This window comes from Brevibacterium spongiae, assembly GCF_026168515.1.
Taxonomy (GTDB): domain Bacteria; phylum Actinomycetota; class Actinomycetes; order Actinomycetales; family Brevibacteriaceae; genus Brevibacterium; species Brevibacterium spongiae.
Genome location: NZ_CP093443.1, coordinates 1,253,711 through 1,267,532, shown reverse-complemented (window position 1 = coordinate 1,267,532; position 13,822 = coordinate 1,253,711). Strand labels below are relative to the sequence as shown.

The window sequence follows — 13,822 nt, the reverse complement described above, 5'->3', positions numbered from 1 at the left end:
TTGTGCCCGCCACTAGATCACCACTTCGAATCCATTGATCAGACCTTGTAGAGAGGTCATCCACATATTCCATACACCGCTGACCATGAGCACACCGAGGATGATGAGCATGATGCCGCCGGTGCGCACGATCGCGGTCTGGTGCCTGCGCACCCATTCGAGCCGTCCTGCTCCCTTATGAATCGCCATCGCCACAAGGATAAATGGCACGCCGAGACCCAGGCAGTAGACGAAGGCGAGGAAAGCTCCGCGCCAGATCATCCCGTCACCACCGAAGCTCACCGACATGCTCAGCACCGCAGACAGCGTCGGGCCCACGCACGGTGCCCAGCCGAGGGCGAAGGTCGCACCGAGGACCGGCGCGCCCCAGAGTCCCGCCCGTGGCCGGGCCCTGATCCGGTGCTCGTTCTGCAGCAGACCGAATCCGCCCATGAACACGAAACCGGCGACAATGACGATGACGCCGAGGATCCGGATGATGATCGACTGCCATTGGGAGAACAGTGCTCCGAGTGCGGCAAAGCTGGTTCCCAGCAGAACGAAGACAACCGTGAAGCCGAGTACGAATAGGCAGATGCCTACTGCTACCCGCCATGTCTCTTTGTCTCTCAGCGAAGATCCGGACAGCCCGGTGACGTAGCCGACGTAGCCGGGTACGAGCGGCAGCACACATGGCGACACGAACGAGACGAGCCCCGCCAGAGCCGCCGCACCGGCGGCCAGCAGCAGCGGGCCCGAGAGGACGGCCTGAGCGAATTCCGCGCCGAGCCCACTCACTCGTTTCGCACGTCCTCGATGAGTCCCCTGAGCGTCGAGGCGTCGATTTCGCCGACGACGCGGGCCGCTGCACGCCCCTCGGCGTCAAGCACTACCGTCGATGGGGTCGCCTGCGGAGGCAGCACCCCGGAGAGCAGTGAGACCATGTCTCCGTTGCTGTCGAGCATGTTCGGGTACGGGACCTGGTAGTTCTGTATGAATGCGTTCGCCGCGGCCGCCTGGTCACGGACGTTGACGCCGATGAACTGCGCCCTGTCGCCGAAGCTCTCGGCCACGGACTTCAGATCCGGGGCTTCCTTCCGGCATGGCGGGCAGGCGGCGTACCAGAGGTTGATGACCACCGGTGTCGGCCGCAGTTCGGCCAGGGACATCGTCTTCCCGTCCAGCGTCTCGAACTCGATGTCGAGCGGCTCACCGCGGTCGTTGACGGCCACCTGCGACACGACTCCCGATCCTGACACATAGCCCTTGTCGGAGCCGGCCTGATCGGCGAGCTCGTCCTTCTCGGCGCAAGCGCTGAGCACCAGGGCCGAGCCTGCGGCAAGAGCCGTGGTGAATAGTGCGCGGCGGTTCAGTGGGCTGCCGAAACTCATGCTCCAGCCACCGCGGTGCCGGGCTGCAGATCGGCGCAGATGCTCTCGTAACTCACGGACACCAGTGTGGACGAATCGAATGTGAAACTCGTGATAGAAGCCAAGTCGCATTCGCGCCTGCGGGGGTCGTGGACGAGGGAGCGGCCCTCCCCAGACAGCCGGGTCACCCAGATCGGCAGCTGGTGAGAGACGATGACGCCCTCGGCGCCTGGGCCGTAGTTGGTCAGCTTCGCTCGCAGACTGGCCATCGCGGCGCGCATCCGCAGCACGATCTGCCTGTACGGCTCACCCCAGGACGGGGTCAGCGGGTTGTACAACCTGATCAGATTCTTCGGCTCGGCCAGGCGCCTGGCGTTGAGCCTCTGCCCTTCGAAGGAATTCGCGGCTTCGATGACTCTGTCGTCATCGAATACCGGCAGGTCGAGGGCCTTCGCCAAGGGAGCCATGGTCTGCTGAGTCCGCAGCAGCGGGGAGGCGACGAGTTCGACGGGGATGGTAGTCGCCTCGTCGAAGTGCTTGGCCACCCGCGCCGCCATTTCGTGGCCGCGGTCGGTCAATCCGAAATTCGGCAGACGCCCGTAGAGGATCCCCTCCGGGTTGTCGACCTCTCCGTGTCGGACCAAGTGGATGGTGTTCATGACTGTGCCTTCCAGTCCTCGGGCACCGCGGCCGCCGCCTTTGCTGCTGTGGGAAGGGCGGAGATGATGCGGTCGAGGATCTCATCGGTGTGGGCGTAGGACAGGAACCAGGCCTCGAATGCCGACGGCGGCATGTGGATTCCCTGGTCGAGCATGGCGTTGAAGAACGCCGAGTAGCGGTCGACGTTCTGGCTGCGCGCATCGTCGTAGTTCGTCACCTCGGCATCGGTGAAGAACACGGAGAACATCGAGTTCGCGGACTGGATGACGTGGGCGACGCCTTCGGCCTCGAGTGCCGACGCCACGGCCGGGTGCAGCAGATCGGCGGCCCGTTCGATGTGGGAGTACACATCGAGTTCTGTGGTGAGCTTGAGTGTGGCCAGACCGGCGGCGGTCGCGACCGGGTTGCCCGACAGAGTGCCCGCCTGGTAGACGGGACCGGCAGGAGCGAGATGGGCCATGATCTCGGCACGTCCGCCGAAGGCCGCTGCGGGGAAGCCGCCGCCCATGACCTTGCCGAAGGTGAACAGATCGGCCGGGCCCTCCGGGTAGCCGAGCGTCTCCGCCTCATAGCCGTACCAGCCGGCTGCGGACACGCGGAACCCGGTCATCACCTCATCGCTGATCATCAGCGCACCGTGCGCCTTCGTCAGGCGGCGGATGGTATTGGTGAACCCGTCGCGCGGGGGCACGACGCCCATGTTGCCGGGGCTGGCTTCGGTGATGACGCAGGCGATGTCCTCACCGTGCTCGGCGAAGACGGCCTCGAGTCCGGCGGCGTCGTTGTAGTCGACGACGATGGTGTCCTGCGCCTGCGCTCCGGTGACCCCGGGAGTGTCGGGCAGGGAGAACGTGGCCAGACCGGAACCGGCCTGGGCCAGCAGCGAATCGACGTGGCCGTGGTAGCAGCCAGCGAACTTCACGACCTTGGACCGTCCCGTGTACCCGCGGGCGAGTCGGATCGCGGACATGGTCGCCTCGGTGCCCGAGGACACGAGACGGACCTGGTCGACGGGGTCGATGCGGGAGACGATCTCCTCGGCGAGTTCGACCTCTCCGGTCGAGGGGGTGCCGAAGGAGAAGCCCTTGACCGCGGCCTCCTGCACTGCGGCGACGACCTCGGGGCGGGAATGGCCCATGATCATCGGACCCCAGGATCCGATGAGGTCGATGTAGTCGTTGCCGTCCACGTCACGCAGCCAGGCTCCGGTCGCCTCGGTGATGAAGCGGGGGGTGCCGCCGACGGCCTTGAACGCGCGGACCGGGGAGTTGACTCCGCCGGGGATGACGGCTTCGGCGCGGGTGAACAGGGCGGCCGACTCGTCGGTGGGGTGAGAGTTCGTCGGTGCTGTCGTCATGAGATCTCCTCTGCTTCTGCCCGGGTCGGTGCATTCGGCCGGGTCGTTGTCGTCACGGGATCGTACTCGGTTGCGCGGTGTCGGCGTCTCAGGCGCCGGTGTCGCTCAGGTGGTCGAAGACTTTGGTGAAGATGCGGCCCAGCGTCGCCATCTCCTCAGGGTCGAGGAGATCGACGAGGTGGTCGCGGACTCCTGCGACATGGTCGGGCGCGGCGGTGCTCAGCAGCTGCCATCCGGCCTCGGTCATCACGCAGTTGACTCCGCGTCCGTCCTCGGGGATGGTCGAGCGTTCGAGCAGACCGCGCTTCTCCATCCGGGCCACGCTGTGGGTCAGCCGGGACCGGGACATCGTCGTGTCCGCGGCCAGCAGGGCCATGCGCATCGTCCGGTCCTCGTGCTCGGACAGACGCACGAGGATCTCGTACTCGGGCAGCCCGATGCCGTGCTTCTCCCGCAGCTCCTTGTCCAGCTGCCCGCTCAGCAGCTGGGAGCCGTTGAGGTAGCTGCGCCATGCCTTCTGGTCCGCGGGATTGAGCCAGCGGGTATCGGTCATCGCCGTGCTCCGGACGCGGCGGCGGCTCCCCCGGCGGCGGTGGTGCCGGCGGCTTCGGCCTGGAGGCGTTGGGCGACTTCGGTGGCCCAATAGGTGAGGATCGCATCGGTGCCTGCGCGTTTGAAGGACAGGAGGGACTCCTCGATCGCGTTCTCACGGTCGATGGCTCCGGCCGCGGCAGCGAATTCGATCATCGCGTATTCGCCCGAGACCTGGTACGTCCACACGGGAACGATGGATTCGCGGGCGACTTCGGCGAGCACGTCGAGGTAGGGCAGCCCGGGCTTGACCATGACCACGTCGGCGCCTTCGGCGAGGTCGAGGCCGAGTTCGCGCATCGCCTCGCGGCCGTTCGCGGGATCCTGCTGGTAGGTCTTCCGGTCGCCTTGGAGTTCGGAGTCCACGGCTTCCCGGAAGGGACCGTAGAACGCGGAGGCGTACTTGGCGGTGTAGCCCATGATGACGGTGTCGGTGAAACCTGCGGCATCGAGTGCTTCGCGGCAGTAGGCGACCTGACCGTCCATCATGCCGGACAGGCCGAGCACGTGGGCGCCGGCGCGGGCCTGCGCCACAGCCATCGACGCGTAGCGTTCGAGGGTCGCGTCGTTGTCGACGGCTCCCGCCGAGTCGAGGACTCCGCAGTGGCCGTGGGAGGTGAATTCGTCGAGGCACAGATCGGACATGATCACAGTGTCCTCGCCGAGGTGGTCGTGCAGCAGTGCGAGAGCGCGGTTGAGGATGCCCTGCGGATCGTCGGCCTGGGAGCCGATCGGGTCCTTGTGCTCGGGGATGCCGAAGAGCATGAGCCCGCCGACTCCGGCCGCGACGGCTTCCCGCGCGGCCTCGAGGAGGGAGTCGAGCGTGTGCTGGACGACTCCCGGCATTCCGCTCAGCGGCAGGGGTTCGCTCAGGCCCTCCTTGACGAACATCGGCAGGACGAGGTCGGCGGGGTGCAGGCGCACCTCGGAGACGAGCCGGCGCAGCGCCGGGGTGGTGCGCAGTCGTCGGGGACGAACGGAACCGGGAACCAATGACATGTCAGGCCTTCCTTCTGCGGCGCATCTGGCTCGGACGCTTCGGGGAGATCCCGGCGTCCACGTCTTCAGCCCGCTTGTTCAGAGCGAATTCGACGAGTCCGTCGATGAGCGAAGTGAGGTTGGCTTCCTCGGCGAGCACATCCACACGCAGTCCGTGCTCCTCCGCGGTGTTCGCGGTCGCCGGACCGATGCAGCAGATCACCGAGGTGGGGGCGGGTTTGCCGGCGATGCCGACGAGGTTGCGCACCGTTGAGGACGAGGTGAAGAGGAAGGCGTCGAAGTCGCCGGCCTTGATCGATTCGCGGATCGGCGCCGGCGGCGGTGAGGCGCGAACCGTGCGGTAGGCGGTGACGTCGTCAGGGTCCCAGCCCTTCTCCAGCAGTCCGGCGACGAGCACCTCGGTGGCGATGTCGGCACGCGGCAGCAGCACGGTGTTCATCGGGTCGATGTCATCGACGAAGTCGGGCCAGGCTGCGGCGAGGCCGCGGGCGGAGTGCTCACCGTCGGGCACGAGGTCGGGGGTGATTCCCCAGTCGATGAGCGCCGCGGCGGTGCGTCCGCCCACGGCCGCGACCTTGACCCCGGCCATCGATCGGGAGTCGAGTCCGAAGTCCTCGAACCACATGCGCACGGCGCGCACAGCATTCACCGAGGTGAAGCCGACCCATTCGTAGGATCCGTCGACGAGTCCGCGGATCGCCTTCTCCATCTGAGTCGGAGTGCGCGGGGGCTGAACGGCGATGGTGGGTACGACGGTGCCGACGGCGCCGAGCTCGGCCAGCGCCTCGGCGGTGGAGGTTCCCTGTTCCTTCGTGCGCGGAATGAGCACCTGCCAGCCGAAGAGGGGTTTGGATTCGAACCAGCTGAGTTCTCCTCTGGATTCCACTCCCTGTCCCATGATCACCACCATACGATCCGAACCTGTCTGCGCCATGGACAGCGCCTGCTTCAGGGTGGTCTCCACGCTCGTCTGCTCGATGGTGGAGATCCCCCAGCCGAGGAGGACCTTCGTGTCCTCGTCCCAGCCGTCGGACAGCAGCGCTTCGATGGCCTGTTCGTGAGCGGCGGCGGTGCCGGTGAGCACATGGGTGGTGTTGCGGTGACGGGAGACGTCGACGTGGGTCTGCGGTCCGGCTTCGATGAAGCGCACCGAACGCACTCGGTTCGTCGTCAGGGCTGTGCCGGTGTAGGCCGCCGTCGATGCCGACAGTCCGACTCCGGGCACGATCTCGACCTCGACCTGCTCCTTGCGGCACACGGCCGCCTCGGAGGTCGTGGTGGTGAAGATGATTCCGTCATCGGAGCTCAGCCGCACAACTGTATTGTCGGGCCGGGCGAGCTCGGCCAGTCGGCGGCCGCGGGTCGATGCGGCCACACCGAGGTCTGCGGCGTCGATGAGCTTCGCCGCCTGCGGCACGTAGGCGGTGACGATCTCCGAGTGCACCCCGGCATCGTAGACGACGGTCTCGGCGGTGGCGAGGATGTCTGCGCCCCGCATCGTCATGAGTCCCGATTCGCCGGGACCGCTGCCGATGAACACGACGCGCGGTGCGGCCGGCAGGAGTCGGCGCGGCTGCACCTGGCCCGTGGTCGGTGTGTTGGTCATCCCTGCTCCTGTGCCTTGACGGGGGTAAGGTGATCGGCGCTTGCCGCCGGGTCGATGCCGAGCCGTCCGAGCAGGTCCTCTGCGGCTGCGGTGCCGAGTTCATCGGCGACGCGGGCGAGTTCCTTCGCGGTCACGGTCAGCTGCTGCTCTGCCTCATTGGACCAGTCGACGTCCGGGACCGACGGCAGTTCGGCGCTCTGGCGGGTGCGGGCGAGCTTCCCGTCGTCGTCGGCCATCACGGCGTCGACGATGAAGGTGGTGCCCTCGATCTTCGCGAGCGCACCGATCGGTGCCGAGCATCCGGCCTCGGCGCGGGAGAGGATCGCACGTTCGCAGGTCACGGCCAGGTCTGTGGTCTGGTCGTGGATGCGGCGCAGCGCTGCACGCACTTCGGCATCGGACTTGAGGATGTCCTCGGTGGTCGCGAAGGCGCTGTCGGCGCTGCGGGTCTCGACCGCCAGCGCACCCTGTCCCGGTGCGGGGAGCATGACATCGAAGTTCAGGGAGTCCGTGGCTTCGGCCAGTCGGCCGATGCGGCGGACTCCGGCCGCGGCGAGCACCACGGCGTCGAGACGTCCGTCGCGGACGTGGGCGATACGGGTGTCGACGTTGCCGCGGACTCCGCGGACCTCGATATCGGGGCGGGCGGCGCGCAGCTGCACTGCGCGGCGCGGCGAACCGGTGCCGATGACCGAGCCGGCGGGCAGGTCGGCGAGGCTCAGTCCGTCCCGTCCGATGAGCACGTCGGCAGGGTCGACGCGCGGTGGGATGGCGGCCATCTGGATGCCCGCCTCGGGGGTGGTGGGCAGGTCCTTGAGCGAGTGCACGGCCAGGTCGATCTTGCCCTGGTGCAGGGCCTGCCGGACGGCGGAGACGAAGACTCCGGTGCCGCCGAAGCCGGCCAGGGGCGACATGTTGACATCGCCTTCGGTGACGACCTCGACGATCTCGACGCGCCAGCCGGTCAGGGCGGCGATCTGGTGGGCGATCGCGGTGGACTGGGAACGGGCGAGCTGGGACCGGCGGGTGCCCAGTCGCACGGTGCGGCCGCTGAAGTGTTCGGGTTCGACGATGTCGAGGGTGTGGTCGGCGACCGGGCGGATGCCGTCGGCCTCGACATGGTGGACGCTGGCGGCCTTCGCGACCTTCGTCTCCGGCGGGGTCTTGGCGTGGGCGACCTTGTTCACGGGCAGGTCGAACAGCTGCATGAGCGCCTGGGCATAGTCGACCTCGGATTCAGTGACAGCCAGTTCCTTGACCTTCACCGTCGGGGTGTGGATGAGCTTCTCGGCCACCCGGTGCAGGGACTTCCGGATCTCTGCGAAGGCCTTCGCATCCACGGCCTCGCCGAGCTTCTTCTCCAGTCGCTTGGTCTCGGCGGCGAGCACGTCCTTGGCGTGGCTGCGCAGAGCGGTGACCGTCGGGGCCACGGAGCGTTCCTTGTTGCCGGTGGCGATGTTCTCCAGCTCCGAGGCGATGATGGCTCGGACCTCTTCGACGGTGCCGGCCACGGACGCATCGCGTTCCTTGTCGGAGCTCTTCAGCAGGTCCCGGATCTCACCGAGCCCGAACAGGGCGACGTGCTCGAATTCGCGGACGCTGGGGTCGATGTCATGCGGCAGGGCGAGGTCGATGAACGCCTTGTTCGCCGCGCCTTTGGGGTTCTGGGACAGGCCTGCGACGATATCGTCACGGGTGACGACGACGCCGCGGGCACCGGTGCAGGAGACGATGAGGTCGGCATCGGCGATCTCCTCGGCCATCACCCGCGGGGTGAGTTCGCGAGCGCGTCCGCCCACCTCGGCGACGAGGCGTTCGGCCTTCTCCATGGTGCGGTTGAGCACGGTGATGCGTCCGACGCCCTCCCGATGCAGCCCGGACACGACGAGACCGGACATCGCACCGGCGCCGATGACCAGGGCGTTGGCGGCGCGCAGCGAACCGATGTGTCCGGCCGAAGCTTCGAGCGCCGCACCGAAGAGCGACCTGGCGACCTCACCGAGGGCGGTCTCCGAGTGTGCGCGCTTGCCCACACGCAGCGCCTGCTGGAGGGCCTGGGAGAGTTCTGAGGTCAGTGCCGCATCGGACTGCGAGTCGGTGAACGATGAGCGCAGCTGGCCGAGGATCTGCGCCTCGCCGATGGCCATCGAGTCGAGTCCGCAGGCGACCTTGAGCAGATGTTCCATGGCCTGGTGGTCGTAGTGGGCGTAGAAGTGCCCGGCGATGTCCGACCACTCCTTGTCGATCGAGGACACGAGCGCATTGCCGAGATCGGCCAGTCCCCCGTGGAAGGCGGTGACGTCGGCGATGAGTTCGAGTCGATTGCACGTCGAGAGCACAGCGAGGCCTTCGATGTTCTCACCGGCCAGGGCGTCCCTGCGCAGGGTGCCGACCTCGCCGGCGCTGAAGGCCAGCTTGTCGAGCATGTCGATCGGTGCCGACTGATGGGAAATGCCGAGAACCAAGAGAGTCAATTCCTGTGCTCCTCAAAACCAGGGTTGAGCGGTGCCGTATCCAGCGCCGAATAGTATGCGAGTACTTGCAGCTCACTGGCCAGATCGACTTGGTGGACACGAACGGTGTCCGGGGCGTCGAGCACGGTGGGTGAGAAATTGAGAATGCCGCGCACACCCGCGTCGACGGCCGCACGGGCCGCCGCGGGTGCCGCGGCTGCGGGGACGGCCATGACCACCAGGTCGATGTGCTCGGACCAAGTGGGAAGGTCGTCCAGGGAGGAGACGGTCAACGTGCCGATGGTGGTGCCGATCTTCTCCTCATCGATGTCGAAGATCGCGGTCAGGCGCAGGCCCCGACGGCGGAATCCGGCGTAGTCGGCCAGGGCGGAGCCGAGGCGACCGGCGCCGATGATGGCGACGCTGCGGTCCCGGTCGAGTCCGAGGAAGGTTCGCAGGGTCGAGGCCAGCTCCGGGCAGGAGTAGCCGACACCGCGGGTTCCGGAGCGTCCCAGCTGGGACAGGTCCTTGCGCAGAATCGACGGGGATACGCCGCTGCGAGCGGCAAGGTCCTCCGAAGACACTGTCTCCTGGCCTGTTGCGGCGATGGTCTCGACGGTCTGCAGGTAGATCGGGAGTCGGGAGATCACGCGTTCGGGTACGTCCTTGCGAACCGCACCTTCAATCCTGTTGGCGGACAGAATCTCGCCCACGAATCCGTCTCACTCCTTCAATCGATCTCATGCGCCCAAGGCCGCAATGGCCTTGGACAGCCGATCCTTCTCGACTCGATGGAAACTGTGTTGTCGCCCGTTGAGGAGCACGACCGGGACATCCCAGCCGTACTGCGCGGCCAGGTCGTCATCGGTGTCGATATCGATCTCGGTCACGTTCACATCTCTGCCCGCGGCCACCTCGGTGACGGTCTGCAGCGCTTGCGCGCACAGATGGCAGTCGACGCGCGTGAGGAAGGTCAGCTCGACCATGGCCCACTCCTCATCGGGTGCAACAAACCCCGCCGAGCAATCACTCGAGCGGGGGCGTAGGACCGTCGGGTCTTACTTCTTGTTGCGACGCTGGTGACGTGTCTTGCGAAGCTGCTTGCGGTGCTTCTTCTTCGACATACGCTTGCGGCGCTTCTTGATGACTGAGCCCACGCGGGTACCCCTTGTGCTTGTCGGCGGAGGGTGAACATCAGGTGCCCACCCATTGAACTAACCGTGCAATTCTATCGCTTGGCAGCCTGCTTTCCCAAAACTGTGGTGAGTTCCACAGCGACCGGCGGACTCGACCGCGTCACGGCGGGGCACGAACGTCTGCGGGCTAACTGTCTCGGACCGGTGTGGGTCACCCTCGGACCGGCGCGGGTCCGGCTCGGACCGGTGCGGGTCACCCTCGGACCGGTGAGGGTCAGTCGAAGTACGGGTCGAGGCCGAAGAAGGGGAAGATGTTCTTGCGCGTGCCCATCACCGCCCGGTCGAGTTCGGCTTCGGGGTCGAATCCCTTCGACCACGGTTCGAAGGTCCCGTCGAATCCGTCGGTCATCGACAGCGGTGCCTCACGACCGGTCTTCGTCTGCGCGTAGTCCGCCCACCGTCCCGGGATGCGCGCGCCGGGGTCGATGCCTCGATCGGCGGCGATGGCGACGAGGTTCGTCCATGCCCGGGGCACGACGTCGATGATCGCGTAGCCGCCGCCGCCCACGGACAGCCACCTGCCGTCCGCATGGTCGACCGCGAGGTCCCGCACCCGTTCAGCGGCGATGCGCATCGCATCCACGCTCAGCCGCATATGCGTCAGCGGATCGGCGCGATGACCGTCGCACCCGTGCTGGGAGACGATGACCTGAGGTTCGAAGGCGGCGACGACCTGTGGGACCGTGGCGTCGAAGGCTCGCAGCCAGTCCGCGTCGCCGGCGCGTGGAGGCAGAGCGATATTCATCGCCGAGGCGGCCGCCTTGAGTCCCCCGATATCCGCAGGGAATCCTGTGCCCGGGAAGAGGTACTTCCCGGATTCGTGGATCGAGATCGTCAGCACCCGCGGATCGTCCCAGAAGAACGTCTCGACACCGTCGCCGTGGTGGGCGTCGAGGTCGAGATAGACGATGCGCTCAAAGCCGGCGTCGAGGAATTCGGTGATTCCGGCGGCGGCATCGTTGTACACGCAGAATCCGCTGGCCTTGCCGGGCATCGCGTGGTGCATCCCGCCGCAGAAGTTCACGGCACGGCGGTAGCCGCCGGAGATGATGGCGTCCGCGGCATCGATGCTGCCTTGGAACAGCAGCGCCGAGGCGGTGTGCATGTTCTCGAAGCCGGGCACATCCTCGGTGCCGATTCCGTACTTCTGTGCATCCGCCTCGGCGAGGCCCTCTTCGGTTCCGGCCTGTTTCACTGCGGCGATGAAATCGGCGTCGTGGAGGCGGGCGAGTTTGGCCTCGTCGATGTCGTTGATCGGGTGCACGTGGACGTTCTCGGCGTCGAAGAGTCCGAATTCGAGCGCAAGCTTCGCCGTCAGGTCGAGTCTGAGGGGGTGCATGGGATGGCTGGGACCGAAGTTATAACCGGTCACCGCGTCGTCCCAGACGACATACACATCATTTTCGGCCATGCTCACCATGCTATATGGCACGGGTCACTTGCGCCGATTCGGAGGCTCACGGATCTACCATGGTGCTTGTGTCCAAGAATTCCGCGCCGCGCTTCGACCGGCTGCTGCGGCCAGGACGGTGGGTCCGCGACTTCGTCGACGACCTCGCCGTCGCCTCGCCCGCCCGACTGGCGATCGGGTCGTTCGTCGCCGTCGTCGCGCTGTTCGCGATCCTGCTCATGCTGCCGGCGAGCGTGCGCCATCCGGGTGCGGTGGATCAGGCCACGCACATCGCGAACTCCGTGTTCGTGGCGGTCTCAGCCGTCTGCGTGACGGGGCTGACCCCCGTCGTCACGGAGGACTACTGGTCGGACTTCGGGATCTCGGTGATCACCGCCGGCATCCAGGTCGGCGGTCTCGGAATCCTCACCCTCGCCTCGGTGCTGGGCATGGCCGTCTCACGCCGGCTGGGAGTCCGGCAGCGTCTCATCGCCCAGCAGGCCACCTCGGCGCTCAATCTGGGTCAGGTCGGCACCCTGCTCAAGACCGTGGTCATCACGATCTTCACTGCCGAATCGATTCTTGCGGTGCTGCTGTTCCCGCGGTTCCTCATGCGCGGGGATTCTCTGGGCGACTCGATCTGGTATTCGGTGTTCTATTCGATCTCTGCGTTCAACAACGCGGGATTCACCATCCACGAGGGCGGGGCGGCCTACTTCGCCTCCGATCCGTGGATCCTGTCTCTGCTCATGGCCGGTGTCTTCGTCGGATCCTTGGGCTTTCCCGTCGTGCTCATGGTCGCGATGTTCTGGAACCGGCCCAGCCGCTGGGACCTGCACACGAAGCTGACGCTGACGACCACGACGGCAGTGCTGGCGGTGGGCCTGCTGCTCCTGGCTCTGTTCGAGTCGGCCAACCCGGCCACGCTCGGAGACAAGAGCGCCGGACACACATTCGTCGAGGTCCTGTTCATGGCCGTCATGCCGCGGTCGGGCGGCTTCGCGACGATGGAGGTCGCGGACATGAGCCAGGCCTCACATCTGCTCATGGACCTCATGATGTTCATCGGCGGCGGCTCGTCCTCGACGGCAGGCGGCATCAAGGTCACGACCGTCGCTGTGCTCATCCTCGCCGCATACGCAGAGGCCAGGGGCTTACAGGATGTGCACGTGTTCGGTCGCAGGCTGACCTCCTCGACGATCAAACTCTCGATCTCGATCCTGCTCACCGGTGCGACGATCGTCTTCATCGGCACCCTGACGATGCTCCAGATCAGCGCAGAGCCGCTCGACCGCGTGCTGTTCGAGGTGATCTCCGCCTTCGGCACCGTCGGATTGAGCTCCGGGGTCTCTGCATCGTCGCCGAACTCAGGCCTCTATGTTCTGTCGGTGATCATGCTCATCGGCCGACTCGGTACGATTACACTTGCGGCGGCGCTGTCCATGCAGGACTCCGCCCGCCTGTACCGCTATCCCGAAGAAAGGCCCGTCGTTGGCTAACGAACACACCTCCATCCTGGTCATCGGACTGGGACGCTTCGGGTCCTCGACGGCGGCCACGCTGGCCAAACTGGGCCGTGAGGTCATGGCCATCGAGCACAACCCAGAACTGGTCAAGGACTGGAGCGGCAAGCTCACCCACGTCGTCGAGGCCGATTCGACGAACATCGATGCGCTGCGGCAGGTCGGGGCCGGGGACTTCTCGACAGCGGTCGTCGGCATCGGCACCTCGATCGAAGACAGCGTGCTCACCACCGCGAACCTCGTCGACCTCGGCGTCGGGCAGGTGTGGGCGAAGGCGATCTCCCCGTCCCACGGCAAGATCCTCCACCGCATCGGCGCCCACCACGTGCTCTACCCCGAATCGGACGCAGGACGCCGAGTCGCCCACCTCGTCAGCTCCCGGATGATGGAGTACATCGAGTTCGACGAAGGCCACTTCGCTGTGGTCAAGATGCGGCCGCCGCGTGAGATCCAGGGCTTCACGCTCAGCGAATCCGGCGTCCGCGACAAATACGGCGTCACGATCGTCGGCATCAAGAGCCCGGGCCGCGACTTCACCTACGCCGACCCGACGACCCGCGTCGGCAAACAGGATCTGCTCATCGTCGCTGGGCACGTGGAGCTGCTGGGACGATTCGCCGGACGCCCGTAGGAGCGGGGCGGCGCTTCGCCGGCGGCCGCCGCCGGACACCCGCGCCGCTCGCGCCACTCGCGGCAAT

General features: G+C 66.5%; 14 protein-coding genes. 2 read left to right on the top strand and 12 right to left on the bottom strand.

Annotated elements, in window-relative coordinates:
- Positions 1-12: 12 nt before the first annotated feature.
- The 12 genes from L1F31_RS05605 to L1F31_RS05550 all read right to left on the bottom strand — a co-directional run bounded on the left by L1F31_RS05605 (position 13) and on the right by L1F31_RS05550 (position 11,622).
- Positions 13-777 carry a cytochrome c biogenesis CcdA family protein gene (locus tag L1F31_RS05605; protein ID WP_265419685.1) on the bottom strand — a complete coding sequence of 255 codons (765 nt, stop codon included), beginning with the start codon at positions 775-777 and terminating at the stop codon, positions 13-15.
- Complete coding sequence (locus L1F31_RS05600; RefSeq protein WP_265419684.1) at positions 774-1,370, bottom strand: TlpA family protein disulfide reductase; 597 nt, start codon at positions 1,368-1,370, stop codon at positions 774-776. Before L1F31_RS05600 ends, L1F31_RS05605 begins: the two co-directional genes overlap by 4 nt.
- Positions 1,367-2,008: a histidine phosphatase family protein gene (locus L1F31_RS05595; RefSeq protein ID WP_265419683.1), complete on the bottom strand. Its 642-nt coding sequence runs from the start codon at positions 2,006-2,008 to the stop codon at positions 1,367-1,369. The genes L1F31_RS05600 and L1F31_RS05595 overlap by 4 nt, the downstream gene beginning before the upstream one ends.
- Positions 2,005-3,366 carry a glutamate-1-semialdehyde 2,1-aminomutase gene (gene hemL / locus L1F31_RS05590; protein ID WP_265419682.1) on the bottom strand — a complete coding sequence of 454 codons (1,362 nt, stop codon included), beginning with the start codon at positions 3,364-3,366 and terminating at the stop codon, positions 2,005-2,007. The genes L1F31_RS05595 and hemL overlap by 4 nt, the downstream gene beginning before the upstream one ends.
- 88 nt (positions 3,367-3,454) lie before the next feature.
- The gene (locus L1F31_RS05585; RefSeq protein ID WP_265419681.1) at positions 3,455-3,919 is read right to left on the bottom strand and encodes a MarR family winged helix-turn-helix transcriptional regulator; all 465 of its coding nucleotides are present in this window, start codon (positions 3,917-3,919) and stop codon (positions 3,455-3,457) included.
- Positions 3,916-4,956 carry a porphobilinogen synthase gene (gene hemB / locus L1F31_RS05580; protein WP_265419680.1) on the bottom strand — a complete coding sequence of 347 codons (1,041 nt, stop codon included), beginning with the start codon at positions 4,954-4,956 and terminating at the stop codon, positions 3,916-3,918. Before hemB ends, L1F31_RS05585 begins: the two co-directional genes overlap by 4 nt.
- Before the next feature lies 1 nt (position 4,957).
- A complete protein-coding gene (locus tag L1F31_RS05575) occupies positions 4,958-6,562 on the bottom strand; it encodes a bifunctional uroporphyrinogen-III C-methyltransferase/uroporphyrinogen-III synthase (protein WP_265419679.1) in 1,605 nt (534 codons plus the stop codon).
- The gene (gene hemA / locus L1F31_RS05570) at positions 6,559-9,036 is read right to left on the bottom strand and encodes a glutamyl-tRNA reductase (RefSeq protein ID WP_265419678.1); all 2,478 of its coding nucleotides are present in this window, start codon (positions 9,034-9,036) and stop codon (positions 6,559-6,561) included. The genes L1F31_RS05575 and hemA overlap by 4 nt, the downstream gene beginning before the upstream one ends.
- The gene (locus tag L1F31_RS05565) at positions 9,033-9,728 is read right to left on the bottom strand and encodes a redox-sensing transcriptional repressor Rex (protein WP_265419677.1); all 696 of its coding nucleotides are present in this window, start codon (positions 9,726-9,728) and stop codon (positions 9,033-9,035) included. Before L1F31_RS05565 ends, hemA begins: the two co-directional genes overlap by 4 nt.
- A gap of 27 nt (positions 9,729-9,755) precedes the next feature.
- Positions 9,756-10,001, bottom strand: coding sequence for a glutaredoxin family protein (locus tag L1F31_RS05560; protein WP_265419676.1), 246 nt, complete (start codon positions 9,999-10,001; stop codon positions 9,756-9,758).
- A 72-nt stretch (positions 10,002-10,073) separates the two neighbouring features.
- Positions 10,074-10,172, bottom strand: coding sequence for a 30S ribosomal protein bS22 (locus L1F31_RS05555; RefSeq protein WP_009882927.1), 99 nt, complete (start codon positions 10,170-10,172; stop codon positions 10,074-10,076).
- Between the two features lie 253 nt (positions 10,173-10,425).
- The gene (locus tag L1F31_RS05550) at positions 10,426-11,622 is read right to left on the bottom strand and encodes an acetoin utilization protein AcuC (protein ID WP_265419675.1); all 1,197 of its coding nucleotides are present in this window, start codon (positions 11,620-11,622) and stop codon (positions 10,426-10,428) included.
- A gap of 59 nt (positions 11,623-11,681) precedes the next feature.
- Here L1F31_RS05550 and L1F31_RS05545 point away from each other — a divergent pair, with 59 nt between their 5' ends.
- Together L1F31_RS05545 and L1F31_RS05540 are read left to right on the top strand one after the other, a co-directional pair.
- Complete coding sequence (locus L1F31_RS05545) at positions 11,682-13,100, top strand: TrkH family potassium uptake protein (RefSeq protein ID WP_265419674.1); 1,419 nt, start codon at positions 11,682-11,684, stop codon at positions 13,098-13,100.
- Complete coding sequence (locus L1F31_RS05540; protein WP_265419673.1) at positions 13,093-13,755, top strand: potassium channel family protein; 663 nt, start codon at positions 13,093-13,095, stop codon at positions 13,753-13,755. Before L1F31_RS05545 ends, L1F31_RS05540 begins: the two co-directional genes overlap by 8 nt.
- The last annotated feature ends 67 nt before the right edge of the window (positions 13,756-13,822 follow it).

Bases quoted from the DNA above. Each gene is read 5' to 3' on its own strand.
- L1F31_RS05545 (WP_265419674.1), top strand. From the start codon at position 11,682: ATGGTGCTTGTGTCCAAGAATTCCGCGCCGCGCTTCGACCGGCTGCTG.
- L1F31_RS05560 (WP_265419676.1), bottom strand. From the start codon at position 10,001: ATGGTCGAGCTGACCTTCCTCACGCGCGTCGACTGCCATCTGTGCGCG.
- L1F31_RS05600 (WP_265419684.1), bottom strand. From the start codon at position 1,370: ATGAGTTTCGGCAGCCCACTGAACCGCCGCGCACTATTCACCACGGCT.
- L1F31_RS05550 (WP_265419675.1), bottom strand. From the start codon at position 11,622: ATGGCCGAAAATGATGTGTATGTCGTCTGGGACGACGCGGTGACCGGT.
- L1F31_RS05575 (WP_265419679.1), bottom strand. From the start codon at position 6,562: ATGACCAACACACCGACCACGGGCCAGGTGCAGCCGCGCCGACTCCTG.
- L1F31_RS05585 (WP_265419681.1), bottom strand. From the start codon at position 3,919: ATGACCGATACCCGCTGGCTCAATCCCGCGGACCAGAAGGCATGGCGC.
- hemL (WP_265419682.1), bottom strand. From the start codon at position 3,366: ATGACGACAGCACCGACGAACTCTCACCCCACCGACGAGTCGGCCGCC.
- hemB (WP_265419680.1), bottom strand. From the start codon at position 4,956: ATGTCATTGGTTCCCGGTTCCGTTCGTCCCCGACGACTGCGCACCACC.
- L1F31_RS05595 (WP_265419683.1), bottom strand. From the start codon at position 2,008: ATGAACACCATCCACTTGGTCCGACACGGAGAGGTCGACAACCCGGAG.